Source organism: Pseudomaricurvus alcaniphilus (genome assembly GCF_011440395.1).
GTDB lineage: Bacteria > Pseudomonadota > Gammaproteobacteria > Pseudomonadales > Cellvibrionaceae > Pseudomaricurvus > Pseudomaricurvus alcaniphilus.
Genome location: NZ_JAAOIX010000003.1, coordinates 311,033 through 337,545 on the forward strand (window position 1 = coordinate 311,033; position 26,513 = coordinate 337,545).

At 58.8% G+C, this 26,513-nt stretch carries 27 protein-coding genes; 24 read left to right on the forward strand and 3 right to left on the reverse strand.

The window, feature by feature from the left end:
• Nucleotides 1–53 precede the first annotated feature (53 nt).
• From G8764_RS09710 to G8764_RS09820, 23 genes are all read left to right on the forward strand, one after another.
• Entirely contained in the window at nt 54–566 is a 513-nt protein-coding gene (locus tag G8764_RS09710; protein WP_166164424.1) for an LEA/WHy family protein, read from the forward strand.
• A 172-nt stretch (nt 567–738) separates the two neighbouring features.
• Nucleotides 739–987 (forward strand): DUF4404 family protein, encoded by a 249-nt coding sequence (locus G8764_RS09715; RefSeq protein WP_166164425.1) that lies wholly within the window; start codon nt 739–741, stop codon nt 985–987.
• Nucleotides 988–1,221: 234 nt separating this feature from the next.
• Nucleotides 1,222–1,518, forward strand: a complete 297-nt coding sequence (locus G8764_RS09720; RefSeq protein ID WP_166164426.1) for a hypothetical protein — start codon at nt 1,222–1,224, stop codon at nt 1,516–1,518.
• A 580-nt stretch (nt 1,519–2,098) separates the two neighbouring features.
• Complete coding sequence (gene trmJ, locus G8764_RS09725) at nt 2,099–2,923, forward strand: tRNA (cytosine(32)/uridine(32)-2'-O)-methyltransferase TrmJ (RefSeq protein WP_166164427.1); 825 nt, start codon at nt 2,099–2,101, stop codon at nt 2,921–2,923.
• A 109-nt stretch (nt 2,924–3,032) separates the two neighbouring features.
• Entirely contained in the window at nt 3,033–3,515 is a 483-nt protein-coding gene (gene iscR / locus G8764_RS09730) for a Fe-S cluster assembly transcriptional regulator IscR (protein ID WP_166164428.1), read from the forward strand.
• Nucleotides 3,512–4,660 (forward strand): aminotransferase class V-fold PLP-dependent enzyme, encoded by a 1,149-nt coding sequence (locus tag G8764_RS09735; RefSeq protein WP_166164429.1) that lies wholly within the window; start codon nt 3,512–3,514, stop codon nt 4,658–4,660. Before iscR ends, G8764_RS09735 begins: the two co-directional genes overlap by 4 nt.
• Nucleotides 4,661–4,731: 71 nt before the next feature.
• The gene (gene sufB / locus G8764_RS09740) at nt 4,732–6,168 is read left to right on the forward strand and encodes a Fe-S cluster assembly protein SufB (RefSeq protein ID WP_166164430.1); all 1,437 of its coding nucleotides are present in this window, start codon (nt 4,732–4,734) and stop codon (nt 6,166–6,168) included.
• 23 nt (nt 6,169–6,191) lie between these two features.
• On the forward strand, nt 6,192–6,956 hold the full coding sequence (gene sufC / locus G8764_RS09745) for a Fe-S cluster assembly ATPase SufC (RefSeq protein WP_166164431.1): 765 nt from the start codon (nt 6,192–6,194) through the stop codon (nt 6,954–6,956).
• A 4-nt stretch (nt 6,957–6,960) separates the two neighbouring features.
• Entirely contained in the window at nt 6,961–8,217 is a 1,257-nt protein-coding gene (gene sufD, locus G8764_RS09750; protein ID WP_166164432.1) for a Fe-S cluster assembly protein SufD, read from the forward strand.
• Nucleotides 8,214–9,458: an aminotransferase class V-fold PLP-dependent enzyme gene (locus tag G8764_RS09755; protein ID WP_166164433.1), complete on the forward strand. Its 1,245-nt coding sequence runs from the start codon at nt 8,214–8,216 to the stop codon at nt 9,456–9,458. Before sufD ends, G8764_RS09755 begins: the two co-directional genes overlap by 4 nt.
• 97 nt (nt 9,459–9,555) lie before the next feature.
• A complete protein-coding gene (locus G8764_RS09760; RefSeq protein ID WP_166164434.1) occupies nt 9,556–9,912 on the forward strand; it encodes a HesB/IscA family protein in 357 nt (118 codons plus the stop codon).
• 27 nt (nt 9,913–9,939) lie between these two features.
• Nucleotides 9,940–10,473, forward strand: a complete 534-nt coding sequence (gene sufT, locus G8764_RS09765) for a putative Fe-S cluster assembly protein SufT (RefSeq protein WP_166164435.1) — start codon at nt 9,940–9,942, stop codon at nt 10,471–10,473.
• Between the two features lie 14 nt (nt 10,474–10,487).
• Nucleotides 10,488–10,904: a SufE family protein gene (locus tag G8764_RS09770; RefSeq protein WP_166164436.1), complete on the forward strand. Its 417-nt coding sequence runs from the start codon at nt 10,488–10,490 to the stop codon at nt 10,902–10,904.
• Between the two features lie 231 nt (nt 10,905–11,135).
• Complete coding sequence (ndk, locus tag G8764_RS09775; protein ID WP_166164437.1) at nt 11,136–11,561, forward strand: nucleoside-diphosphate kinase; 426 nt, start codon at nt 11,136–11,138, stop codon at nt 11,559–11,561.
• 55 nt (nt 11,562–11,616) lie between these two features.
• A complete protein-coding gene (gene rlmN, locus G8764_RS09780) occupies nt 11,617–12,831 on the forward strand; it encodes a dual-specificity RNA methyltransferase RlmN (RefSeq protein ID WP_166164438.1) in 1,215 nt (404 codons plus the stop codon).
• A gap of 139 nt (nt 12,832–12,970) precedes the next feature.
• Complete coding sequence (gene pilW, locus G8764_RS09785) at nt 12,971–13,756, forward strand: type IV pilus biogenesis/stability protein PilW (protein ID WP_166164439.1); 786 nt, start codon at nt 12,971–12,973, stop codon at nt 13,754–13,756.
• Nucleotides 13,753–14,769 (forward strand): helix-turn-helix domain-containing protein, encoded by a 1,017-nt coding sequence (locus G8764_RS09790; protein WP_166164440.1) that lies wholly within the window; start codon nt 13,753–13,755, stop codon nt 14,767–14,769. Before pilW ends, G8764_RS09790 begins: the two co-directional genes overlap by 4 nt.
• A gap of 33 nt (nt 14,770–14,802) precedes the next feature.
• On the forward strand, nt 14,803–15,915 hold the full coding sequence (gene ispG / locus G8764_RS09795) for a flavodoxin-dependent (E)-4-hydroxy-3-methylbut-2-enyl-diphosphate synthase (protein WP_207951802.1): 1,113 nt from the start codon (nt 14,803–14,805) through the stop codon (nt 15,913–15,915).
• 62 nt (nt 15,916–15,977) lie between these two features.
• Nucleotides 15,978–17,243, forward strand: coding sequence for a histidine--tRNA ligase (gene hisS, locus G8764_RS09800; RefSeq protein ID WP_166164441.1), 1,266 nt, complete (start codon nt 15,978–15,980; stop codon nt 17,241–17,243).
• 93 nt (nt 17,244–17,336) lie between these two features.
• Nucleotides 17,337–18,077, forward strand: coding sequence for a tetratricopeptide repeat protein (locus tag G8764_RS09805; RefSeq protein ID WP_166164442.1), 741 nt, complete (start codon nt 17,337–17,339; stop codon nt 18,075–18,077).
• Complete coding sequence (gene bamB / locus G8764_RS09810) at nt 18,074–19,207, forward strand: outer membrane protein assembly factor BamB (RefSeq protein ID WP_166164443.1); 1,134 nt, start codon at nt 18,074–18,076, stop codon at nt 19,205–19,207. The genes G8764_RS09805 and bamB overlap by 4 nt, the downstream gene beginning before the upstream one ends.
• An 82-nt stretch (nt 19,208–19,289) precedes the next feature.
• A complete protein-coding gene (der, locus tag G8764_RS09815) occupies nt 19,290–20,699 on the forward strand; it encodes a ribosome biogenesis GTPase Der (RefSeq protein ID WP_166164444.1) in 1,410 nt (469 codons plus the stop codon).
• Nucleotides 20,700–21,565: 866 nt separating this feature from the next.
• A complete protein-coding gene (locus G8764_RS09820) occupies nt 21,566–21,823 on the forward strand; it encodes a GNAT family N-acetyltransferase (protein WP_166164445.1) in 258 nt (85 codons plus the stop codon).
• Between the two features lie 28 nt (nt 21,824–21,851).
• Here the strand turns inward: G8764_RS09820 and G8764_RS09825 are convergent, their stop codons facing one another.
• From G8764_RS09825 to G8764_RS09835, 3 genes are read right to left on the reverse strand one after another with little or no spacing between them, the layout of a single operon-like run.
• The gene (locus G8764_RS09825; protein WP_341806353.1) at nt 21,852–22,772 is read right to left on the reverse strand and encodes a histone deacetylase family protein; all 921 of its coding nucleotides are present in this window, start codon (nt 22,770–22,772) and stop codon (nt 21,852–21,854) included.
• Nucleotides 22,769–23,560, reverse strand: coding sequence for a sulfite exporter TauE/SafE family protein (locus G8764_RS09830; RefSeq protein WP_166164446.1), 792 nt, complete (start codon nt 23,558–23,560; stop codon nt 22,769–22,771). Before G8764_RS09830 ends, G8764_RS09825 begins: the two co-directional genes overlap by 4 nt.
• Nucleotides 23,561–24,490 (reverse strand): D-hexose-6-phosphate mutarotase, encoded by a 930-nt coding sequence (locus G8764_RS09835; protein WP_166164447.1) that lies wholly within the window; start codon nt 24,488–24,490, stop codon nt 23,561–23,563.
• Nucleotides 24,491–24,604: 114 nt separating this feature from the next.
• Here G8764_RS09835 and G8764_RS09840 point away from each other — a divergent pair, with 114 nt between their 5' ends.
• Nucleotides 24,605–26,404 (forward strand): ABCB family ABC transporter ATP-binding protein/permease, encoded by a 1,800-nt coding sequence (locus G8764_RS09840; protein WP_166164448.1) that lies wholly within the window; start codon nt 24,605–24,607, stop codon nt 26,402–26,404.
• The last annotated feature ends 109 nt before the right edge of the window (nt 26,405–26,513 follow it).

Sequence of the window (26,513 nt, forward strand, 5' to 3'; positions counted from 1 at the left end):
CTGGCGGACACTAACCAACTTTGATCGAATCACACTCTATATAGAAGCACATTATGACTAAACAACAGTGGCGCGCCGCTCCGGCCAGCCCCGGCGACACCCATGCTTACACCCTGTGGATCCTGTTAAGTTTCTTGCTACTCAACGGTTGCGCAACATTGACCCCAAGTTTCGAAACCCCGTCGGTCAGCGTCACCAGTCTGCGCCTGTTGCCCTCCACTGGATTGGAACAAAGCTTCGAGGTGGGTTTACAGGTCACCAACCCCAACTCCAGGGCACTCAAACTGAAAGGCATGAGCTACAGTCTCACCATCGATGACTACAAATTGGCCAGTGGCGTTACCGCGGACATTCCGGAAATCGCCGGTTACGGCTCCGCCCGGGTAACGGTGCCGGTAACTGCCAGCCTGATGAACAGCCTGCGCCTGGTACAAAGCCTGGTGAGCACCAAGCGCGAACAGCTGAGTTACCGCCTGGAAGCCAGCCTGGATACCGGTATCAGGTTGATGCCGCGCATCAAAGTGGTGGAGGAAGGGGCGTTACCCCTGGGGCCCAACGGAACCTAGGGGCCTGGAGTACAGCAGGGCCAGAATGCACGCCCTGCTTATGGCAAAGCGATCTGAAATGTCACGCCTTTAGTTGTTTTGGATCATTGCAAAGGCTTGCCGGTAAGTGAGATATTGCTAATGAACAATATTTGGATGTTTCCGGTATTGTACTGTTCTAGCGGGAGGGATTATGTCGGAAGATAAACTGAAGGATTCAATTGCCGAGGTGAAGGAGCTAATGCAAACCGCACTGGATGGCAAAGAAAGGGATTTATTGGGCGATCTGATGAAGGGTATCACCAAAAAACACCCGGCAGAGATCGACGAAAGTATCAGCGATCAATTGGACAGTAAAGCGGTGGAGTTCGAAAGCAAACACCCAAAGCTGGCCCGAGCCCTTAGGGAGGTGTTGGACTCGTTGAATAAGATGGGCGTGTAAACACGCTCCCAGGGAAGGGAGTAACGCCCTGTGCCTTACTGCCATTATTAAATTTTCTGCATAATATACTTTCCGCGTACGATAGCCTCTGCATAGTAATACAGTCCCTTGATATCGCCGTTGGTCGATTTAGTCTCCTGTTGCTCGCTGTATATAGATGATTCTAATGGCATATTGGTAGGTTGCCGTTCGGAGGCGAGAACACGTGTGGATCGATTCTAATGGCATATTTTTATGCTGCCCGTCAGCGCTGGGGGGAGCCCATTGCGGATCGGCCATATCCCCCCGACCACATTTGGCGGCTGCGAAACTCAACCATTTTTTGCGCAAAAAGACGCGCAAAAAATTGGGATTCGAACAGTCCTCGCCGACTACCCCAAATGTGGTCGGGGGGATAAGCATGGCCTGATTGATCCGCAACGAGCTCCCCCCACCGCTGACTACATTGTGCGTTCTAAGAGCAGTGTGATTTCTTTATCAGCCAGCTACAGCTCATTTTTTGTCATCCCCGCGCAGGCGGGGATCCATTGATTTTAAGTACGTACTGGATCCCCGCCTGCGCGGGGATGACCTTAAATTGGTTGTTTTGCAACTCCCGAAACCTCGCTCGATGCCTGGTCAAGGCTCGGTGGGGGTGCCCTGCCAGACCAATCAGGTCGCGTTTAGGCTCTCCGCGCTTTTCGGGCTTTCGCGGACGGATGTTTGAACGTAGCGCCAGCGGAGTGAGTTTCCGGGAGCGCGAAAAGTGCGGAGAGCCTGCGGCCGGTCTGGCGGGGCACACCCACCGGGCCGCCGCGCTAAACCATATTTTGCTACCAACAAATATTCCGCGAAATCACAGAGAAGCGACAATATAAGGAGTTCACAAGAGGCCGGAAGCGCGAAAAGCCGACGGCCGGTCTGGTAGGGCGCACCCACCGGGCCGCCGCGCTACACCTGTTACCAGGTCCTCCGGGCCGCCGCGCTGCACCCGGTTTACGACAGTTCTAACCCCGCACCCGCAAAGAATTCGGCACAGTAATGATCAATTTGCTAAACTGCGCGCTTTTTTGAATCCTGGGGCCGCAGAACCACTGGCCTACAGGTTGAAACAGCATTCTCAGGTGCCCCTATGTCCGAATCAACGACGCCAGATACCCAAACGCCAGAGTCACAACTGCAGAAAATTCGCATTGTGCTGGTTAACACCACCCACCCAGGTAATATCGGTGGCGTGGCGCGAGCCATGAAAAACATGGGCCTGTCGCAACTGTATTTGGTGGAACCGCGAGACTTTCCGGCCGACAAGGCCGTCTGGCGGGCCGCCGGAGCGGTGGACGTACTGGACAACGCCATCGTCGTGGAAACCCTCGACGACGCAGTCGCCGACTGCGGCCTGGTGGTGGGCACCAGTGCCCGCGAGCGACGTATCCCCTGGCCGCTGGTGACCCCGCGGGAGTGCGGCGAGCGGGCCGTTGCCGAAGCCCGCCAGCACGACGTCGCCATCGTCTTTGGGCGCGAGGACAGGGGGCTCACCAACGAAGAGCTGCATAAGTGCAACTACCACGTGCATATTCCCGCCAATCCGGACTACAGCGCGCTCAACCTCGCCGCCGCGGTACAGGTGGTGAGCTACGAAGTGCGCATGGCCTGGTTGACTCTGCGCGAGGGGCGAGCGCCGCACTTTGAAGACTGGGACCAGCCGCCGGCGGACCACCAGGCGCTGGAAATGTACTACCAGCACCTGCAGGAAACTCTCGAGTCCCTCAGTTTTATCGAGCCGGGTAACCCGCGCCAGACCATGACCCGGTTGCGGCGCCTCTACAGCCGTATTCGGCTGGACCAAATGGAGCTCAGTATCCTGCGGGGAATGCTGACCTCCATCCAGAATTATATCTTCCACTCGGACAATAAAATAAAGGCGCTGCGCGGGGAAACCCCGGCCGAGAAGAAATAAACCGGTGCGGGGTTAATACCGTACTAATTTAGTGGGTCTTATAGTTGACTAAAGTAGTAGGGAATTAGATAATTGCCTTCTATTATGAATGGTTACAAAGGATAGGCTGATGCGTCTTACCACCAAAGGCCGATACGCGGTTACAGCAATGCTGGACCTGGCATTAAATGCCGAAAACAAGCCCATTAGCCTGGCGGATATTTCCCGCCGCCAGGATATATCCCTGTCTTATCTTGAGCAGTTGTTTTCCAAGTTGCGACAGCAGGGGTTGGTCAGCAGCGTGCGCGGCCCGGGCGGCGGCTACAAGCTGAGTCGCGACGCCGAGGCGATCTGCGTGGCGGAAATTATCGATGCCGTCAACGAATCGATTGACGCCACCAACTGCGGTGGCTCCGGCAATTGCAGCGATGGCCAGATATGCCTGACCCATCACCTGTGGTGTGACCTCAGTGACCAGATACACCAGTTTCTCTCCAGTATTAGCCTGGCGGGCCTGGTTGCCAGGAATGACGTGCGCGAGGTGGCGGAGCGACAGAATCGCGAGCGCGACCGCGAACAGACGCTTGAATTTATCGGCGCAGGTGGCGCGTGAAGAAACCGATTTACCTGGATTACGCCGCCACCACCCCGGTAGATCCGGCGGTTGCGGCCGCCATGACCGAGTGCCTGACCATGGACGGCGTGTTCGCCAATCCGGCTTCCCGCTCCCATGTGTATGGCTGGCAGGCGGAAGAAAAAGTCGAGCAGGCGCGGGGCGAAGTGGCAGATTTGCTGGGTTGCGACCCCCGGGAAGTGGTTTGGACCAGCGGCGCTACCGAATCCAACAATCTCGCCCTGAAGGGCGTGTTTGAGGCGCAGGAATACAGCGGCCACCTGATTACCTCGCGGGTGGAACACAAGGCGGTTATCGATCCGGCGCGCTGGCTGATGCAGCGTGGGGTCGAGGTGACTTGGCTGGAGCCCGGTGCCGATGGCGCTGTCGATGTCTCCCAGGTGCGCGATGCACTGCGGCAAGACACCCGGCTAGTGAGCTTGATGATGGTGAACAACGAGACTGGCGCCATCAACCCCATTGCCGAAATCGGCAAGATGTGCCGGCAGCAGGATATTCTGCTGCATGTGGACGCGGCTCAGGCTATCGGCAAGGTGGAATTGGATGTGGCCGCCCTGCAAGTGGATCTGCTGAGCTTGTCCGGGCACAAGTTTTATGGCCCCAAAGGTGTGGGTGCCCTCTATGCCCGGCGCGCCATTCAGCGTCAGTTGCGGGCCCAGATGCACGGCGGTGGTCATGAACGCGGGCTGCGCTCCGGTACCCTGGCCACCCATCAGCTGGTGGGGCTGGGTGCCGCGGCGGCGCTGGTAACGGCCGGGCAGGCGCAGGAAATACCGCGCCTTGCGGCCCAGCGGGATTGTCTCTGGGATGGTATCAAGGATCTGCCCGGGGTCAGGCGCAATGGCTCGGCCACGGCGGTTAGCGCGGCACACCTGAACGTGTGTTTTGGCGGGGTCGACGGCGAGGCGCTGGTGTTGTCGCTGCGGGAGCTGGCAGTTTCCACCGGTTCTGCCTGCACCTCGGCCAGCATCGAGCCTTCTTACGTATTAAAGGCGATGGGCGTGAGCGACGCGGACGCGCACAGCTCGATTCGCTTCTCGCTGGGGCGCTTTACCAGCGATGACGACGTGGCGCGAGCCATAGCGCATATTCGCGACGTGGTGACACAACTGCAGCCGGCCTGAACAGGGCCGGGCTCGACGCGGGCGAAACTGCATTCATCAAAATGTATTACCGAAACAAGTGAGTGGTAAACATGACTGAGCAAATTGACAGAGCACTGCAGCGGGAATACTCCGCCGGGTTTGTCTCCAATATCGAATCGGAAACCTTCGCTCCGGGCCTGGACGAAGATGTCATCCGGCGCATCTCGGCGATGAAAAATGAACCCGAGTGGATGCTGGAGTGGCGCTTGAAAGCCTATCGCGGCTGGCTCGAAATGGAAGAGCCGACCTGGGCCCACGTGCACTACCCGAAGATCAATTACCAGGACATCTCCTACTACTCGGCGCCAAAGAGCATGAAGGACAAACCCAAGTCCCTGGACGAGGTTGATCCGGAGCTGCTGGCGACCTATGAAAAGCTCGGTATCCCCCTGCTGGAGCAGCAGATGCTGGCTGGCGTGGCGGTGGATGCGGTGTTTGACTCGGTGTCCGTGGTCACCACCTTTCGGGAGAAGCTGGCCGAGGCGGGGGTTATTTTCTGCCCGATATCCGAGGCGATCGAAAAATACCCGGAGCTGGTGAAACAGTATTTGGGCAGTGTGGTGCCGCAGCGGGATAACTACTTCGCCGCGCTCAACTGCGCCGTCTTTACCGATGGCTCCTTTGTCTACATTCCCAAGGGCACGCGCTGCCCCATGGAGCTGTCCACCTATTTCCGCATCAACGAGCAGAATACCGGCCAGTTCGAGCGCACCCTGATCATTGCCGAAGAGGGCAGTTACGTCAGTTACCTGGAGGGCTGCACCGCGCCCCAGCGGGACGAAAACCAGTTGCACGCCGCAGTGGTGGAACTGGTGGCGCTGGACGGGGCGGAGATCAAGTATTCCACCGTGCAGAACTGGTACCCCGGCGACGAGAACGGCAAGGGCGGAATCTACAACTTCGTCACCAAGCGCGGCATCTGTCACAACGACGCCAAGATCTCCTGGACCCAGGTGGAAACCGGCTCGGCGGTTACCTGGAAATACCCCAGCTGTATCCTCAAGGGCGATAACAGCATCGGCGAGTTCTACTCCGTGGCCCTGACCCGCGGCATGCAGCAGGCCGACACCGGTACCAAGATGATCCACCTTGGCAAGAATACTCGCTCCACCATTATCTCCAAGGGGATCTCGGCCGGGCGCAGCAACAACAGCTACCGCGGCCTGGTGCGCATGAACAGCAGCGCCACCGGCGCCCGTAACTACACCCAGTGCGATTCGCTGCTGATCGGCGACCAGTGCGGCGCTCACACCTTTCCCTACGTGGAGAGTCGCAACCCGAGTGCCATTGTCGAGCACGAGGCCACCACCTCGAAAGTTTCCGATGAGCAGATGTTCCTGTGCCAGCAGCGCGGGCTCGACCCGGAAAAGGCGGTGTCGATGATCGTCAACGGCTTCTGTAAGGAAGTCTTTAAAGAGTTACCCATGGAGTTTGCGGTAGAAGCCGGCAAGCTATTGGAAATCAGTTTGGAAGGGTCGGTGGGTTAAGCCCGCCGCAAGAGGAATCATTAATGCTGTCGATAAAAAACCTGCAAGTACGTGTCGAAGACAAGACCATTCTCAAGGGCCTCAACCTGGAGGTTAAGCCCGGTGAAGTGCACGCCATTATGGGCCCCAACGGCTCCGGCAAGAGCACCCTGGGTTACACCCTGTCCGGCCGGCCCGGCTACGAAGTGGAGGGCGGTAGTGTCACTATCGACGGTGCCGACCTGTTGGAACTGGAGGCGGAAGATCGTGCCCGCGCCGGTTTGTTCCTGGCTTTTCAATACCCGGTGGAGATTCCCGGGGTCAGCAATATGGAATTTCTCAAGGCGGCGCTGGATGCCCAGCACAAGGCGCAAGACAAGGAGCCCATGAGCTCGCGGGATTTCCTGCAGGCGGCACGGGCGGCCTGCAAGCAGGTGAACCTGCCGGCGGAGTTCCTCAAGCGGGGCGTCAACGAGGGCTTTTCCGGGGGCGAGAAGAAGCGCAATGAAATCATGCAGATGCTGATGTTGCAGCCGAAAATCTGCATCCTCGACGAAACCGACTCCGGGCTGGATATCGATGCCCTGCAGGTGGTGGCCAATGGCGTCAACAGCCAGCGCTCGCCGGAGCGCAGCTTTATCGTCGTTACTCACTATCAGCGCCTACTCGACTACATCAAGCCCGACTTCGTCCACGTGCTGTCCGACGGCAAGATCGTCAAGAGTGGCGACTCCTCACTGGCGCTGGAACTGGAACAGCAGGGCTACGCCTGGTTGCAGGACCAGCCAGCGCCAGCAGGCGAGGAATAAGGGTATGACTAATTGGTTGAGTAGCGCGGCGCAGCGGGGAGAGGCCATTCACGACTGGCTGGCGCCCCGGCGCCAGGCTTCCCTGCGACTGTTACAGGAGAGCCAGTGGCCGACCCGTAAAACCGAGGCCTGGAAATACGTTCCCATCAATGTCTGGGAGCGGGCGGAGCTGTCCACTGCGGTGGCTTCCAATATCGAGGCCGAGCCCATCGAAGGCTTGAACAGCTTTGATATCGTTATTCGCGACGGCCAGCTGCAGGCCGATACCCTGGCCGCGGCCTGGCCCGAGGGCCTGCAAGTGCTGCCCCTGGCCAGCGCTGAAGCCGCGCGCCTCGACTGGGCCCAGGCGACCTTCGCCCAGGTCAAGCCGGAGCGCCATCTGTTTGGGTTGGTCAACGATGTGCTGGCCACCGACGGTTTGATCATCGACGTCGCCGACGGCGCTCGCATCGAGCGGCCGTTGCGTATCGTCAATATTGTCAATGGCGGCAGCGAAGCCCACGCCCGGGTACTGGTGCGTGTCGGCAGCGGCGCCAAAGTCAGTATTGTCGAGCACTACGTCGGCAACCAGTTGAGCCAGAGCACCGGCTTCGCCGAGTACAGCATCGGCACCGACGCTGAGCTGGAACACTACCGTTTTGCCCTGCAATCCGGTGAGGCCATGCACATCGGTGGCAGCCACTTTGACCTGGCCGAGCGGGCCACCCTGACCAGTAACCTGGTGGCGTTTGGCAGCCGCCTTTCGCGGGTGGATATGGACATCAACCACAAAGGCGAGGGCGCCAAGGCGCTGTTGAACGCCATTTACCTGCTGGATGGCAAAGAGCTGTTCGACCTGCACAGCAATATCGAGCACGCCGTCGCCAACGGCACCTCGGAGGAAAACGTGCGTGGCATCGTCGCCGACAATTCGCGCGCGGTATTCAATGGCAGAATCCACATCCACCGCCACGCCCAGAAAACCCTGGCCGAGCTGAACAACCGCAACCTGCTGCTGTCAGACCGGGCGGAAATCAACACCAAGCCGGAGCTGGAGATCTACGCCGACGATGTGCGCTGTGCCCACGGTGCCACGGTTGCCGAAATCGACAAGAAAGCCATGTACTACCTGCAGTCGCGCGGTATCGAGCGCGAGCAGGCGCAGATTATGCTGAACTTCGGTTTTATCAATGAGCTGGTGGACGATATGCCCAATGCCGTTTTGGCCGAATGGCTGCGACCGCAATTGCGGCAGCGTTTCGCGGCGATGGAGGTCAAATGACAGCGGCTGATTTTCGTGTCCAGTCTGCCTTTGATGTGCAGGCCCTGCGCGAGCAGTTCCCGATTCTGTCGCGCACGGTGGACGGCAAGCCCCTGGTGTACCTGGACAATGCGGCGACTACGCAAAAGCCTCAGTGCGTGATTGATGCGATTGTCGACTACTACAGCAACTGCAATTCCAATGTCCATCGCGGTGCCCATCGGCTGGCGGATGAAGCAACCCAAAAGTACGAGGGTGCCAGGGATATCGTGGCCGGGTTTATCAATGCCCGGGCGCGGGAGGAAGTGGTCTGGACCAGCGGCACCACCGAGGCGATCAATATCGTCGCCCACGGTATCGCCAGCCGCCTGCAGGCGGGCGATGAAATCCTGGTGACCGAGATGGAGCACCACGCCAACCTGGTGACCTGGCAGCAAGCCTGCCAGCAGTCCGGAGCGAGCCTGAAGATCGCCCCCATCAACGAGGCCGGTGAATTGCAGGTCGAGGCGTTCCGCGAGTTGCTCAGCCCGGCCACCCGGCTGGTGGCGTTTCCCCAGGTGTCCAATGCCCTCGGTACCATAAACCCGGTTGAAGAGCTGTGCCAGCTGGCGCGGCAGGCCGGCGCGCTGGTGCTGGTGGACGGTGCCCAGGGAGTCGCCCACGGCGATATCGACGTGCAGGCCATGGGCTGCGATTTCTACGCCTTCTCCGGCCACAAGATTTTTGGCCCTACCGGCATCGGCGTGCTGTGGGGCAAGCAGGAGTTGCTGCAAGACTGGCCGGTGTGGAAAACCGGCGGCGAGATGATTGCCGAGGTCACCTACCAGTCGGCAGTTTGGAACACCTTGCCCTACCGGCTGGAGGCGGGCACCCCCCATATCGCCGGAGTTATCGGCCTGGGTGAGGCCATCCGCTGGTTTTCGCAGCTGGATTTGGCCGCAGTGCAGGCCCACGAAGCGGCCCTGATGGAGCGCGCAACTCGCGCCGCGGAAGCATTCGACGGCCTGACCATTGTCGGTCGCGCGGCCCGTAAAATAGGTGTGCTGAGCTTTCTTATGCAGCAGGGCCACCCGGCCGATATCGGCTTCTTGCTGGATCGCCAGGGTATCGCCATCCGCACCGGGCACCACTGCGCCCAGCCATTGATGGGGCGCCTGGGTGTACCGGGCACCGCCCGGGCCAGTTTTTCCATCTACAACACGCTGGAAGAAGTTGACGCCCTGTTCGCGGGCTTGAAAAAAGTCCGGACCATGTTGGATTAACCCGCTGTGGTCCGGGCGGACTGGGCCATACCGGCTAGGACCAGACCGGATTTCAAGAGACCGGGTTTAGGGTTTATTGCAGTATTGTGAGGTAAATATGTCAGTTTCTACGTTTGAACCCACCGCAGAGGTGGTCACCATGACCGAGGCCGCAGTGCGGCACTTTCGCACCAAACTGGCAGGGCAGGCGGGTAAAATCATTCGTCTCAGCACCCAGACCAGCGGTTGCACGGGCTATGCCTACGTACTGGATTTTGCCGACGGCCCGGAAGCGGGCGACACGGTTATTCACCCGGCCGAGGGCATTACGGTGGCGGTGGACACGCAGGCGCTCAAGCTGCTGCGGGGCACCGAGATCGATATGGCGACCGAGGGCGTCAACCGGGTGATCAAGTTTAATAACCCGAACGTGGTGGCGGAATGCGGCTGCGGTGAAAGTTTTAATGTGGAATAGTTTGGGCGTGAGCGGGGAAAAGCGTTAATGCAGCAGTCCATGGTTGTCACCCGGCAGGCGTGTCCGGCGCGGCGAGTGCCCTCGGGCGAGCCGGTTGTGATTCCGGTCGACCAGTTTATTACCATCAACCAGAGTCTGGGGGGTAATTTTACTGTCACCTGGCGCGGCAATATGTACCGTATCGATGGCACGGACGCTGCCGCCATAGGCCAGGAGGTGGAGTTGCCGGATTTTGCCGACGACGGCAGTGGCGAGATCAACGAGGAGCAGGTGTGGCAGGCCCTGGACAGTATTTTTGACCCGGAAATACCCATCAGCCTGGTTTCGCTCGGCTTGATCTACGGGGTTGCTATCGATCGCGACAGTGGTCGGGTCGAGGTTAAAATGACCTTGACCGCGCCCGGTTGCGGCATGGGGCCGGTGCTGGTCAGCGACGTGGAATACCGGGTTGGCAAGGTGCCCAACGTCAAGGCGGTGGCGGTGGAGCTGGTGTTTGACCCACCCTGGTCGCGCGCGATGATGAGCGAAGAGGCGCAACTGGAAGCCGGATTATTTTTTTAGGCTAGACGAGACTTATGAGCTTACCGACACCCGACGAAATTCTTGATGACCTGGCCTTTTTCGATGACTGGGAAGAGCGCTACACCTACATTATCGATCTGGGGCGGGGGCTGCCCAAGCTGGATGAATCCCTGCACACCCCCGAGCGCCTGGTCAAAGGCTGCCAGAGCAACGTCTGGATCGATGTCCAGGCCGACGCCGACAAGCTGTATTTCAAAGTGGACAGCGATGCGGTTATCGTGCGCGGTTTGCTGGCGCTGGTGATGGCGGCTTATAACGCCAAAACCGCCGCCGAAATTCGCAGTTTTGACATCGACGAATACTTCCAAAAGCTGGACCTCGAACGCCATTTGAGCCCCACCCGCGGCAACGGTCTGCGCGCCATTGTCTCTCGCATCCAGGGTATTGCCCGGGCCGCCGAGCCCGCCTGAGCCCGGTGCCCGCCTGGTCGGTCCTGGCTGGCTGGCAGAATGCCCCGGTTTGCCGGAAAATAGCCCCTGCTCGCGTATGAAATTCACACGAACCTGCGTATAATCCGCGGGTTTACTTGCCCCGGCAGCGGTTTGGCGCTGGCAAAACCGGGAGAGTGGGTTTATCGACACAGGAAAGTAGGCCTCACATTGAGGCTTTATCATTGATTTTAATTTGTTTCGGAGACACAAATGGCTGTTGAACGCACCCTGTCCATTATCAAACCTGATGCTGTTGCGAAAAACGCAATCGGTGAAATTGCTGCCCGTTTTGAAAAGGCCGGCCTGAAGATTGTCGCCATGCAAATGCTGCAGCTGGATGATGCCAAAGCCGGTGGATTTTACGCTGAGCACAAAGAGCGCCCGTTCTTCAAGGACCTGGTAGCCTTTATGACGTCTGGTCCTGTGGTTGTGCAGGTGTTGGAAGGTGAGAACGCCATCAGCACCAACCGTGACCTGATGGGTGCCACCAACCCGAAAGAAGCCGCCGCTGGCACCATCCGCGCTGACTTCGCCGAAACCATTGACGCCAACGCGGTGCACGGATCCGATTCACCGGAATCTGCGGCCCGTGAAATTGCCTATTTCTTCAGCAGCAGCGAAATCTGCCCGCGCTGATTGCAGTAAGCTGATTGCAGTACGCAATAAACAGGGGCTCGTGAGTATTAACGGCATGACAGAACAGCAGATAGCGGCGGTAAACCTGGCAGAACCTGCAAAGGTCAACTTGCTGGGTTTGTCGCAGGCAAAGATGGAAGCATTCTTTGAGTCGATCGGGGAGAAGAAATTCCGCGCGACCCAGGTCTTGAAGTGGATCCACCAAATGGGTGTAGACGACTTCGAGCAGATGTCCAACATCAGCAAGGCGCTGCGAGAAAAGCTCAGCCAGGTGGCGGAGATCCGTCCACCCGAGGTGCTGCAGCAGCTGGATTCGGCCGACGGTACGCGCAAGTTCCTGATTCGTGTCAGCGGTGGCAGTGCCATCGAAACGGTACTGATTCCGGATGGCAACCGCGGCACCCTGTGTGTCTCATCACAAGTGGGCTGTTCGCTGGACTGCAGTTTTTGCGCCACCGGCAAGCAGGGCTTTAACCGCGACCTGACCGCGGCCGAGATCATCGGCCAGGTCTGGCTGGCGGCCAAATCCTACGGCCAGTTCGGCGAGAACCGGCCGCGCATCATCACCAATGTGGTGATGATGGGTATGGGCGAGCCGCTGCTGAACTTCGATAACGTCGTCGATGCCATGAACCTGATGCTGCACGACAACTGCTACGGTCTGTCCAAGCGACGGGTGACCCTGAGTACCTCAGGGGTGGTGCCGGCACTGGATCGACTGGGCCAGTACACTGATGTCTGCCTGGCCATTTCGCTGCACGCGCCCAACGACGAATTGCGCAACCAGCTGGTACCGATCAACAAGAAATACCCCATCGCCATGTTGTTGGAGTCGGCCCAGCGCTATGTGGCCGGGTTGCCCGACAATCATCGTAAAATTACTATCGAATACACCCTGATGCGGGAGATCAACGACCGGCCCGAGCACGCCCACGAGTTGGCGCAACTATTGCAGGATATCCCGGTCAAAATCAACCTGATTCCCTTTAACCCCTTCGATCAATCGGATTATCGACGGGTTAGCAATAACGCTTTACGCACCTTTCAGGATATCCTCACCAGAGCCGGATTTACCACCACGGTGCGCACTACCCGGGGTGACGATATCGACGCTGCTTGCGGTCAGTTGGCCGGCGCGGTAAACGACAAGACCCGCCGCAGCCAGCGCTACCGGGAGCAGCACAGCGGCACGGGTCGCAGTGCCAATGCCAATTGGGCTGCTGTAGAAAGCCGGACTGTTGAAAACCGGTCTGTAGAAAACAGGAGTTAGGAGCGAAAATCGAGACCAGAATATTCGCAGCTACCTTCGAAACTATCTTCGCAACTACCGAAGTCAGTGTCATTCGCGGTAACAGAATGTATCAGTGGTTGCAGCCAAAGTGTTGCAGCGACAGCAAAAGAGGTGAGCAATGCCGCGCTGGTTAACAGCAATTGAAAGGTTACTCCTGCAGGCAGTGGGGTTGTCGGCCCTGCTGCTGGCGGTGAGCGGCTGCGTCACCACCAGTAATTCCCCGGAACGTACGGTGGACCTGAAAAAGGCCGAGCAAACCCACGTCCAGGCGGGCATGGGTTATTTGCGCCAACGCGACAAGGAGTCGGCGCGGCGCCATTTCCTCAAGGCCATCGATATCAACTCGCGTTCGGCCGGTGCCCACAATGGCCTGGCGCTGGTCTATCAATTTGAAAATAACGAGGAGTTGGCAGAAAAGCATTTCACCCGGGCGCTGGCACTGGAACCTGGCTTTTCCCTGGCGCGCAACAACTATGCGGCCTTTCTCCACGGCCTGCAGCGCTACCCCGAGGCAGAAAAGCACCTGCTGCAGGTGGTGGAGGACCAGTCCTACGAGCGCCGTGATGTCGCCCTGATGAACCTCGGCCGGACCCAGCTGCAGCTGGGCAAAACCGATGCCGCCATCAAGACACTGAAGCAATCCCTGGGAATTAATTTCCGGCTGAGCCTGGCCCATATCGAGCTCGCCGATATTTACTACGCGCGCCAGGATTACGTGGTCGCCAAGCACTATTTTGAGCAGTTCTCAAAGTTGAGCCGGCAGACACCCCGCAGCCTCTGGTTGGGGATTCGGCTGGAGCGCCACTTTGGTAACAAGGACAAGGAAGCCAGTTACGCGCTGGCACTTAAAAACCTGCACCCATACTCGGAAGAGTTTCTTGAGTATAAGAAGAGCATAGAATGATTGAATTAAGGCACAACACCAACCACAAGGATGAAAGCCCCAGCGGTCAGCCGGATATGAATTCGCCGGGCTTTCAGTTGCAAAGTGCGCGCAAGGAAGCCGGCCTGGATGTGGCGTCAGTCGCTACTGTGTTGCATATTTCGGAAAATTACGTGCACGCACTGGAAAACGATCGCTACGAATATTTACCGGTTGAACCCTTCGTGCTGGGCTATATTCGGGCCTACGCGAAGCTGGTTGGGCTGCCGCCCCAGGAACTGATCGACAGTTACCGGGCCTACCGCGATCAGCTCAATAACACCGTTGAGCCGGTGCTACACCCGTCTAACAACGGTTTTGGCAGTCATTTTAATTCCAGGGAACTGCTCAGCCAGCATCACAAGAGCATTATTCTGCTGCTGCTAGTTCTGCTGGCCGGAGCGGTAGCGTATTTTATTGTCAGTGGCAATGACGATGCCCAGCTGACGACGCAAGCTGCCACTAGTTCTGTCAGCAAGCCCGCCAGCAGCAGAGCGGCCGCGCCGCGACAGCTGGCCGCTTCCAGCACTGAATCGACGCAGGCGGCGGCGGGCAACCAGTTGCAAGCAGCGGCAGCTGGCAGCGCAGCGCCGCTTGAGGCGGAGCCGCAGGGCAAGGCAGGTACAGTCGAGGCAGGTACAGTTGAGGCAGGTACAGTTGAGGCAGGTACAGTTGTGGCATCAGCACCTGCAGCGACCGGGCAAGCAGCGGCAGCCCCACTGGCGGCCGCGGTTGCCCCCGTCGCGGCAGATGTGCGTGATCAGCTGGCGCTTGAATTCAGCGGCGAGTGCTGGCTGGAGGTGATTGACGCCGATGGCGATGTGCTGGCGACCAACCTCTACCAGGCCGGCGACCGGCTGCAACTGGAAGGCAGGGCACCGTTTAAAGTGGTGTTTGGTGATATCCGCGCCGTCAGGGTCGCACTCAACAGCACGGCTGTGCCGCTGTCCGGCGGCGACAGTAAAAATCGCCTGAAAACCACCATTGGCAAATAGCCGCAATCAGTAGCAGTCGCGCAGGATATTGTCATGCATTTTGAATCTCCCATAAAACGTCGTAAATCCCGCCAGATCATGGTGGGCAATGTGCCGGTGGGTGGCGATGCCCCCATCAGTGTGCAGAGTATGACCAACACCGAAACCTGTGATGTCGCCGCCACGGTGGCGCAGATCCAGCGCATCCAGAATGCCGGTGCGGACCTGGTGCGAGTGTCGGTGCCGAGCCTGGAGGCGGCCGAGGCATTTGGCGAAATACGCAAGCAGGTGACTGTGCCGCTGATTGCCGATATTCACTTCGATTACCGCATCGCCCTGCGGGTGGCGGATCTCGGGGTCGACTGCCTGCGCATCAACCCGGGCAATATCGGCCGCGAAAAGCGCATTCGAGCGGTGGTCGATAAGGCGCGCGATTTGAACATACCCATCCGCATCGGTGTCAACGCCGGCTCGCTGGAAAAGGATCTGCAGAAGAAGTACGGCGAACCGACACCGGCGGCGTTGGTGGAATCGGCCCTGCGTCACGTGGAAATTCTCGATCAACTGGATTTCCAAAACTTTAAGGTCAGCGTCAAGGCCTCGGACGTGTTTATGGCGGTGGCGGCCTACCGCCAGCTGGCCGCCCAGATCGAGCAACCCCTGCACCTCGGTATCACCGAAGCCGGAGGCCTGCGCTCCGGTACTGTGAAGTCGGCGGTGGGGTTGGGGGCACTGTTGCTCGATGGTATTGGTGACACGCTGCGGATTTCCCTGGCGGCCGACCCGGTGGAAGAGGTCAAGGTCGGCTGGGACTTGCTGAAAAGCCTCAAGCTGCGCAGCAAGGGCATCAACTTTATCGCCTGCCCCAGTTGCTCGCGGCAGAACTTCGACGTTATCCAAACCATGAATGAACTGGAAGTCAGGCTGGAAGACATCACCACACCCATGGACGTGGCCGTGATCGGCTGTGTGGTCAACGGCCCCGGCGAGGCCCGGGAAGCGGATATCGGCCTCGCTGGCGGTACCCCCAACAACCTGATTTACGTCGACGGTGAACCCAATCAAAAGCTGGGCAAGGACAATCTGGTGGATGATCTCGAACGCCTGATCAGGGCCAAGGCGCGGGCCAAGGCCGAGGCTGAAAAGGACCTTATCGCCAAGGCCTGATGCCGTCCGCGACGGCCAGGCACACTGATTGTTAAGACTCTTTGATTGTTAAGGAAAGAAACTTGAAAAAACTGCAAGCCATTCGTGGCATGAATGACCTGCTGCCCCGGGACTCGATCGTTTGGCAACACCTGGAATCCACCGTCGCCAGTGTGGTCGCCAGTTACGGCTACCAGGAAATTCGCTTTCCCATTCTGGAGCCCACCGAGCTGTTTAAGCGCTCCATCGGCGAAGTGACCGACATTGTCGAAAAAGAAATGTACACCTTTGCCGACCGCAACGGTGAAAGCCTGACCATGCGCCCCGAAGGTACCGCCTGCTGTGTGCGCGCTTGCGAGCAGCACGGCTTGTTGTACAACCAGACCCAGCGGCTCTGGTACCAGGGCCCGATGTTCCGCTACGAGCGCCCGCAAAAGGGACGCCTGCGTCAATTTCACCAGATTGGTATCGAAGTGTTTGGCCTGCAGGGGCCTGATATCGATGCCGAGTTGCTGCTGATGACTGCGCGCCTGTGGCGCGAGCTGGGCGTCGCGGAGGCGGTTACCCTGCAGATCAATTCCCTCGGCTCGGCCGAGTCCCGGGCCCGCTACCGGGCGGCACTGGTGGATTATCTCGGCAGCCGGCGCGAGCAGCTGGATGAGGACAGCCAGCGCCGCCTGGACAGCAATCCGCTGCGGATCCTGGACAGCAAGGATCCGAAAACCCAGGCACTGCTAAACGACGCCCCGGCCCTGCACGATTATCTCGACCAGGAGTCGGCCAGTCACTTTGCCAGCCTGCGCGCCCTGCTGGACGCCGCGGGTATCGCCTATGAGGTCAACCAGCGGCTGGTGCGCGGGCTCGACTACTACGGCAAGACCGTGTTCGAGTGGGTCACCGACAAGCTGGGTGCCCAGGGCACAGTGTGTGCCGGGGGGCGTTACGATGGCCTGGTGGAGCAATTGGGTGGCAAGCCCACGCCGGCGGTGGGGTTTGCCATGGGCGTGGAGCGGCTGGTGTTGCTGTTGCAGGAACTGCAGGTGGTCCCGGCCGGGCTGGAGCAGGCGGTGGACGTCTACGTCATGGCCAGCGGCGACGTGCAGGCGCAGGCCTTTGCCACCGCCGAATACATGCGCGAGCAACTGCCGCACCTGCGGGTGATGTCCCATTGTGGCGGTGGCAACTTCAAGAAACAGATCAAGAAAGCCGATGCCAGCGGCGCTGAATTTGCCTTGATTATTGGCGAGGAAGAGGCCCGGCAGCAGCAGGCGACGGTAAAATACCTGCGCCAGGACAAGCCGCAACAAACATTGGCGCTTGCCGAACTGGTGCGGGCGTTGCAAGATTAGGCCCGCCGCGGCCCCGCCCTGGAAACAAAAACGTAGAAACCGGGTCAATAACACGGTTGCTCAGATACTGAAAATGCTAAGTCAGGAGTTATTGTGACAGCACACTTAACCGAAGAAGAACAATTGGAAACCCTCAAGCGCTGGTGGGCCGAAAATGGCAAGTCGACCGTGATCGCGGTGGTACTGGCCGTGGCCGGCTACCTCGGCTGGAACAGCTGGCAAGACAGCCATCAGGCGAACGCCGAGCAGGCCTCGGCGACCTACCAGACCCTGATGGAGGCGCTGGTGAGCGAGCCGGGGCAGGAGTTGAGCGAAGAGCAGGTGGCCAATGTTACTCACCTCGCCGGTGAGCTCAAGGAGAAACACAAGGGCAACTTGTACGCCAGTCAGGCGGCGATGTTCCTGGCCAAGCTGGCCGTGGATAAAGGCGATCTCGATGGGGCTGCGGCAGAATTGCAGTGGGTCATCGATCGCGATGTCGATAAGGCGGTGACCCTGCTGGCCCGTGCCCGCCTGGCCCGGGTAAAAATCGCGCAGCAGGATTACGCGGCCGCGCTGGCGCTGGTGAAAGAAACTCGTAACCCTGCTTTTACTGCGACGTTCGCAGAGATTCGCGGCGATATACTGCTGCAGCAGGGTAACACCCAGGAGGCCCGTGCGGCCTATCGACTGGCGATGGACAACCTGGTGCCGGGGCTCGAAGGCCGGGCTCAGTTGTTGCAGATCAAGCTCGATGACCTGCAGACCAGCCCGGTGGTTGTCACCCAACCGAGCCAGGCTGATGAGGCTCTGGAAAGTGAAAACCTCGACGGCGCGGCTGGAGAAAATTCATGAATCGAATTCTAGCCCTGGGCCTCTGCCTGCTGCTGGCGGCTTGCTCCTCCAATGACACGGTAGAACTGGAACCGGCGGAGTTGGTCAAGTTCAAGGAGACCGTCGAGGTCAAGCGGCTCTGGTCGCAAAGCATAGGCTCTGGCGCGGGTTCCCATTACACACTGCTGCCCACCGCAATTGCCGGTGATGATATTTTTGCGGTGGATACCGAGGGCTTGTTGATGGCGGTCAATCGCCTCAACGGCAAGAAACGCTGGCGTATTGAGCTGGAAGAGCGGGTCGCCAGCGGCGTTGGCGCGGCCCAGGGCAAGCTCTTTGTCGGCACCCTGAACGGCGAGCTGGTGGCACTCTCTGCCAGCGATGGCAGTGAATTGTGGCGCACCAGGCTCAGCAGCGAGGTATTGGCGCCGCCCCAGAGCAATGGTTCGGTGGTGGTTGTGCAAACCCAGGACGGTCGCATCGTCGGCCTCGATACCGGTTCCGGCAGGCAGTTGTGGATGCAGGAGGTGGCGGTTCCGGCCCTGACCCTGCGCGGTACATCGACCCCGATCGTCACAGACACGGCGGTATACGCCGGCTTCGCCTCCGGCAAGATTATGGCGCTGGATGTCAAGGACGGCCTGGTGCAGTGGGAGCAGCGGGTCGCCCTGGCCACCGGCCGCTCGGAACTGGAGCGGGTGGTGGATATCAACGCGGCGCCACTGCTGGAGGGCGATATTCTCTATTGCGGTAGCTACCAGGGGCGACTGGTGGCACTCAATCGCGGCACCGGCGCCGGTCTCTGGGCGAAAAAGGAATCCAGCTTTAACAACCTGGCGGCCGGCAACCAGCAGATTTACCTGACCGACGAAAACGCAATAGTGAAGGCCTACAACGCCAACTCCGGGACGCTGGTTTGGGAAAACGACCAGCTGATTCGGCGCCAGGTGGGCGCGCCGCAGACCTTTGGCAATTACGTCGCGGTGGCGGATTTCGAGGGTTATGTGCACATCATGAACCAGAGTGATGGCACCTTTGTGGCCCGCCGCAAGGTGGACGGCGACGGGGTGCGCTCGCCCATGCAGGGGGTCGACAATATCCTCTATGTGTACGGCAACAGCGGCGACCTGGTAGCGTTGCGCGCCGAATAGACCAACCCATTTAGGGTATACTGAGGCCAGCGCAGATGACTGCGCTGGCCTTTATTTATTTGGAAACTTGTTGAGATAGCTGATGATCCCTGTTATTGCCCTGGTGGGCCGCCCGAACGTGGGTAAATCCACGCTGTTTAATCGTCTCACGAAGACCCGGGACGCTATCGTAGCGGATTACGCCGGCCTGACCCGTGACCGCAAATACGGCGAGGCGGAAATGCTGGGCCACAAGTTTATGCTGATCGATACAGGCGGTATCAGTGGCGATGAACACGGTATCGACGAAGTTATGGCCGAGCAGTCCCTGCAGGCGATCGCCGAGGCGGATGCCGTGCTGTTCCTGGTGGACTGCCGCGACGGCTTGACCGCAGCGGACCAGATGATCGCCAGGCACTTGCGAATCAACAACAAGACCACCTACGTGGTTGCCAACAAGGTGGACGGGCAGAATTTTGACGTCGCCGTGGCACCCTTTTACGAGTTGGGCATGGGAGATGTGTACCCGACCACGGCCACCCACGGTCGCGGGGTCAAAAGCCTGATGGAGGAGGTGCTGGAGAAGTTTCCGCCGCCGGAGGAGACCCCGGAAGATGATCAGCGCGGTATCAAGATTGCCATAGTCGGGCGCCCTAACGTGGGTAAGTCGACGCTGGTGAATCGCATGCTGGGTGAAGACCGGGTCATCGTATTCGATCTCCCGGGAACCACCCGGGACAGTATTTACATCGATTACGAGCGTGACGGCCAGCCCTACACGATCATCGATACCGCCGGTATTCGCCGCCGCAAGAACGTCAAAATGACGGTGGAAAAGTTTTCCATCGTCAAAACCCTGCAGGCCATCGAAGATGCCAACGTGGTGATTCTGGTAATGGATGCGCGCGAGGGGGTGGTGGACCAGGACCTGCACCTGATGGGCCAGGTTATCGACAGCGGCAGGGCGCTGGTGGTGGCCCTGAACAAATGGGACGGGCTGCAGAGCGAGCAGAAGGATTACATCAAAACCGAGCTGGATCGGCGCCTGCGGTTTGTGGATTTTGCCGATGTGCACTTTATTTCCGCCCTGCACGGCACCGGTGTCGGCCATTTGTACGAGTCCATCGAGAAGGCCTTCCACTCCGCCACGGACAAATTGTCGACCCATCACCTGACCCGAATCCTGGAAGACGCGGTGTCGGTGCACCAGCCGCCGCTGGTCAATGGTCGCCGCATTAAACTGCGCTACGCCCACTCCGGTGGCCACAATCCGCCCATCATCGTTATCCACGGTAACCAGACGGATAAAATCCCCGGTCACTACGCCAAGTTCCTGGAGAAGACCTTTCGCCAGGCGCTGGATTTGCACGGCACACCGATCCGAATCCTTTTTAAAACCGCCGACAACCCGTTCGAAGGCCGCAAGAACAAGCTCACCGATCGCCAGTTGCAGAAAAAAATGCGCCTCACCAAGCATTACCAAAAGCAGAAGAAGCAGGGCAAGAAGAAGTAACTTTTTGTTATTGGTTTGTGGTTTGTGGTTAGTGGTTTGTATTGAGTGTCGGTTACCGAGGTCGCGCAGCTGACGCGCTCAAGCCCATATATGGTCTCCTCCTCGTTTGCAAGGCCTCGTATCAGATGTAAAGTCAGGTTGAGTACGCCGGTATTACCTGCTTTGTCATCTGCTTTACGTTGCCATCGCAATCTTTAGGAAGGTTAATGTTTACCCTTTAAATTATTGCTCGAGCTACTAACTTCATTCACTGGGTTTGTTTCACCCAATGGCTATCGCATGTGGCAATGACCGAGGTCGCGCAGCTGACGCGCTTGAACCCTTCCTTGGGTCGCTCGACTGCCGACATCCATGTCGGCAGACGGTCAGCCGCGCAACCTCGCCCATCGCCACAACCACCTATACAGCGGAATTCAAGCTAAAAACCCCAAAACCCCAAAACCCTAAAACTGTTGCTGCTTTATGCACAGTGGTAAATGAATCGTCCGGGCACTCGGCAATTCGGTTCTCAAGTGACATACCTCCGCTGTAGATTAATAGTTATTATCTTTCTTTGGGCTTGCGCGTTGGTGGGTGCATTGCCCTGCGTGCGAGCAATCCAGACCTTCTGCCGCCAGGGAAGGCGGCAGAGAGCCTCCAGGGACGGATTAACGGCGTGTCTGGATTGCTCGTGCGCAGGGCAATGCTGGCAGTTAAGCAGCAGCTTTACTCACATTGTCATAATTAGTAAAAAACCGGTAACTATGGCGCAAAAAATGGTCTATATTTAAGTAGAGGTAAGCGAACAGCACAGCAGGGCAAAGGCGGCAAGGGCTTACCGGAGAGGGTTTAAACAGTCAGTTGTTAACTGCAACGGGTAACAATACATGAGCCGGGTTGTGCATCAGCCTCAATTGCACTGCTTCACTATCGATCTGGATGGCCAGTTGGCCAAGCTGGATTATCGACTGCTTAACGACGACGTGATCGAATTTACCTCAACCCACGTGCCGTTCAGCTTGCGCGGTCACGGTTACGGCGCCGAATTGGTGGCAGCCGGGCTCGAGTGGGCCAAAAAGCATAATTACCAGGTGACCAGCCGCTGCTGGTATGTCGACCGGTTTCTCGACACAGCCGTTTCCTAAAGCACAACACATCCCGCCGACGCTCCTATCAGGCAAAAACCTTTACTGCTTCTTCCACTACCATCGCGTGGCGGGCTGCCAGTGCGTGGCGGTCATCGTCGTAGCCACCGCCAATGACCGTGGCCACAGGCAGGCCCTTGGCTTTACACAATTCAAGTACCAACCGCTCGCGCTGGCGCAGCCCGGCCAGGCTGATATTCAGCAAGCCCAGCGGGTCGTGTTCGTATACATCCACCCCGGCATCGTAAAAGACCAGCGCCGGGCGGGACTTATCCAGCGCCTGCATGAATGCGCGTTCCACGGTTGCCAGATATTCGTCATCGCCGGTACCCGGCTGTAACTCCACGTCCATATCGCTGTTGGCCTTGCGCGCCGGGAAGTTTTTCGCGCAGTGCACGGAACAGGTGAAGATGCGCGAATCGCCCCGCAGGATATTGGCGGTGCCGTCGCCCTGGTGGACGTCGCAATCAAATATCAGCAGCGAGGGCTTTTCCAGCTGGGTTTTGCGCGAGGCGTGCAGGATACCCAGTGCCGCTACGGCGAGGTCGTTTATGATGCAAAAGCCGGACGCGGCGTCGTAGTGGGCGTGGTGGGTGCCGCCGGCGAGGTGGCAGGCGATGCCGTGTTGCAGGGCGAGGTTGGCGGTGAGGAAGGTGCCGTTGGGTGAGATCAGGGTGCGCTTCATCAGCGCTGGTGACCAGGGTAGCCCCATGCGGCGCAGTTCCTGGGGCGTTTGCCGGTTGTGGATAAAACGCTGCAGGTACTGCGGGCAATGGGCCAGTTGCAGCAGTTCCATTTTGGCACGGCCGGGGCGCAGGGTATTGGCGGCGGTGGCGATGCCTTGCTGCTGCAGATACTCGTGCAGCAGGCGAAACTTTTCCATGGGAAAGCGGTGCTTGCTGGGAAAGTCGAAGCTGTATTCCGGGTGGGTTACCAGCGGCACGGTCACAGTTGCCTGACCCCCTGGTAGACGCCGAGCAGGGTGACGATAAACAGTACCGCGCCCAAAACACGGAAAAACACAGGGCTTTCTGCGGTTAACAGTCGGTCGTGCAGGCGCAGGCCGAACACATGGCCGACGGCGGCGCAGGGCAACAGCCACAGGTGGTGGATCAATTGCAAGTCAATGCCGGCCCAGACGAAGGCCGCCATTTTGATGCTCACCAGGATGACCCAAAGGGCGAACATCGTGTCCCGCAGTTTTTCCCTGGCCACGTGGTTCATAAACACGGCGATAATTAATGGCGCACCAATCAGGGAGGTGCCGCTGATATAGCCGCCCAGCATCAGGAAGATAATGTCCAGTGTGCGACTGTTGCTCTTGAACGGCTTGTTGAGCATATAGCTGATGGCGTAGCCACCGACGATCACGAAGATAATCAAACTCATCAGGGTGTTGGGCAGCATAAGCAAGCCAAACACACCCACCAGTTTGGGGACGATCATGATTGGCAACACGCGCCACAAGTAGGCCCAGTCGACGGTGCTGGCACGGGTGTCCATTGCTGCCGTGGCGCCGGCGGAGCGACTGCGGTTGTTTTGCCAGATTGTCAGGGTGGCGAAAAACAGCAGGTGTACGGCGATGATGGGCAGGTACACCAGCGGCTGGTTGTCGATCATCAGCAAAAACGGTAGTGACAGTACCGAGCCACCAAAACCCAGCCCGGAGCGGACAAAACCGCTCCAGACAAAGACCAGCCCAATCAATGCCAGTTGCAGATAGCTCAGTTCCGCCATCTACCCGGTGACGCCGATGCTGACACTGGCTCTGTGGCTGGCGCCCGCATCCAGGCTGAGGGCATTAGTGCCGGCATTGCCCCGTTCCAGGCAGATAAACTCTTGCCCGTGTTCGGCGCCTACATCGGCCAGTGCGGCGGCCTTGTCATACCCCGGGTTCCAGACTATAGCACTGGGGCAGTTGCTGCCACGGATGGCCAGCGCTGGCTCGGTGGCGATGATCTGCTCGTCGGGTACCGACAGGTAGATCCGGTCCAATTCGCCATTGAATTGAACATCCCCCTGCTGCCGGCGTCGTTCCAGTTGGCGGGTGTTGTCCAGGAAATCGCAGCCCGCCAATCCGCGCACCCGCACCGCCGCCAGGTCGCTGACCGGATGATAGCTGTGCAGCGCCCAGCTCAGGGGCATGGGGCTGGTGTCGCAATTTTGGATCTCCAGGCCCAGCTCGATACGGGTGCCCAGGGTCATAGTCAGGCGGGCGCTGAAGCGCCAGGGGAACTCGGGGTGCGGTTGGCTGGCATACTGCCCGAACCCCCAGCTGAGTACGACATTGCCATCGCTGTCGGCCTGGGCGCCGAGTAACTGCCAGTCTTCGTTGCGGGCAAAGCCGTGCTGCGGCTTGCCCGGTTCGTTGTGTGGGCCAAACCAGGGCAGGCACAGGGGCACGCCGCCGCGCAGCGGTTTACCGCGGACAAAAAGCGCTGTGGGGCTCAGCCATAACAACTGATCATTGTTGCTGGTGGTACGGCCGTAAGAGGTATGGGTGAGCAATTGCGCGCCCTGGGGGGCGATAACCGAACGGCACAGCGGCGACTCCACCACCAGCAGCGGCAGTGAATCGACAGAATTGTGTTGTGGAAACTCGGTGGCGGAATCGCTGAGTCGCCACCAGGGGTGATTTTCGGGTGAAGCGGATGTGAGTCCAGTCATAACGTCTCCTTCGCGGGCGGCGCTATTTTATAGTCAGTGCCGCAAATAGAACAGGGCACGAAGGTGATCGTGTTATATTCCCGGTACATTATTAAATTTTAATCAGTCATTTATATGCGCAGTATGCGAACCGACGTCGCCATGGGTGACGTCAACTGGACCGTCCTGAAATCCCTGCTGCCGTATCTGTCCGAATTCAAGGCGCGGATGTGGCTGGCAATCCTTTGCCTGGTCATGGCCAAGGTGGCCAGCGTCGGTTTGCCGTTTGTGCTCAAGTACATCGTCGATGACCTGGACGCTGCCAGCGACTTAGGGGGGATTGTGGCGGTGCCGCTGGGGCTGCTGCTGGCCTATGGGCTGGTGCGCTTTGCCAATGTCCTGTTCGGCGAGATTCGCGACACCCTGTTTGGCCGCATTACCGAGCGCGCCATGCGCCGCATCGGCCTCAAGGTGTTTCAACACCTGCACGCGCTGGACCTGGATTTTCACCTCAATCGGCGCACCGGTGGCCTGTCCCGGGACATAGAGCGGGGCACCAATGGTATCAGCTTCCTGCTGCGCTTTATGGTCTTCAATATCGTGCCCACCTTTATGGAGATCGGCATGGTGATTGGCCTGCTATTGTGGCGTTACAACGGCTGGTTCGCCCTGATTGTGGCGCTGGCGGTGAGTTGCTACGTCGCCTATTCGATCTTTGCCACCGAGTGGCGTACCCGCTTCGTGCGCGAAGCCAACCGGGCTGAATCAGACAGCAGCACTCGTGCCATCGACAGTCTGTTGAACTACGAGACGGTCAAATATTTCACCAACGAGCATTACGAGGCACGCCACTACGACCGCGAACTGGAGTCCTGGGAGCTGGCCCGGCGCAAGAATCGCCTGTCGCTGTTTGCCCTGAACGGTGGCCAGGCGCTGGTGATTGCGGCAGCCATGACCGCGGCCATGATCCTGGCCGCGGTCGAAGTGCGCGATGGTCGCATGACCCTGGGGGATTTTGTCCTTATCAATGCCTTCATGATACAGGTGTTTATGCCGCTTAATTTTCTCGGTTTTGTCTACCGGGAAATGAAAGGTGCAATGGCGAATATTGAGAGCATGTTCGGGTTATTAGAGGTGCAGCCGAAGGTGCGGGACCTGCCCGGCGCGAAGGAGTTGCAGGTAAGCGGCGGCGCACTGGTATTTGAGAATGTCTGTTTCCACTACCAGCCGGAGCGCCCCATACTGCAGGGCGTGACCTTCACAGTGCCGGCCCGCAGCAAGGTGGCGGTGGTGGGTAGCAGTGGCGCGGGTAAGTCAACCCTGGCGAAATTGCTGTTTCGCTTTTACGACGCCAGCGCCGGCCGGGTGACCATCGACGGCCAGGACGTGCGCCAGGTTACCCAGCAGTCACTGCGCCGGGCCATTGGAGTGGTGCCGCAGGATACGGTTCTGTTCAATACTTCTATCTTTGAGAATGTCCGTTATGGCAATATAGATGCAACGGATGCCGAGGTGTGGGAGGCGATCCGTATGGCCCATTTGGATGCTTTTATCAAGCAGTTGCCCAAGGGCGCTGAGACGGTGGTGGGGGAGCGCGGGTTGAAGCTCTCCGGCGGGGAAAAACAGCGAGTCGCCATCGCCCGAACAATACTTAAAAGGCCGCCGGTGATGGTGTTTGACGAGGCGACGTCGTCACTGGACAGCCACTCCGAAAAGGCGATTTTGCAAGCCATCAAGGAAGTTTCCAGCCAGCAAACCAGCCTGGTGATTGCGCACCGATTATCGACCATCGTGGATGCCGACAAAATCGTGGTGCTGGACCAAGGGCAAGTGGTGGAGCAGGGCAGTCACGCCGAATTGTTACAGAAAAACGGGCACTATGCGCACCTGTGGCGGGTGCAGCAGCGGCAGCAGTCCGAGCCGGTATACAGTTAGTGTCTGGCCATAGCGGTGTATTATTTTTTAATCTCATTCCAGCGCAGGCGGCGGGCTGGTATACCGGGTTCTGTGGATTTCACGCACTTACTGGATCCCCGCCTGCGCG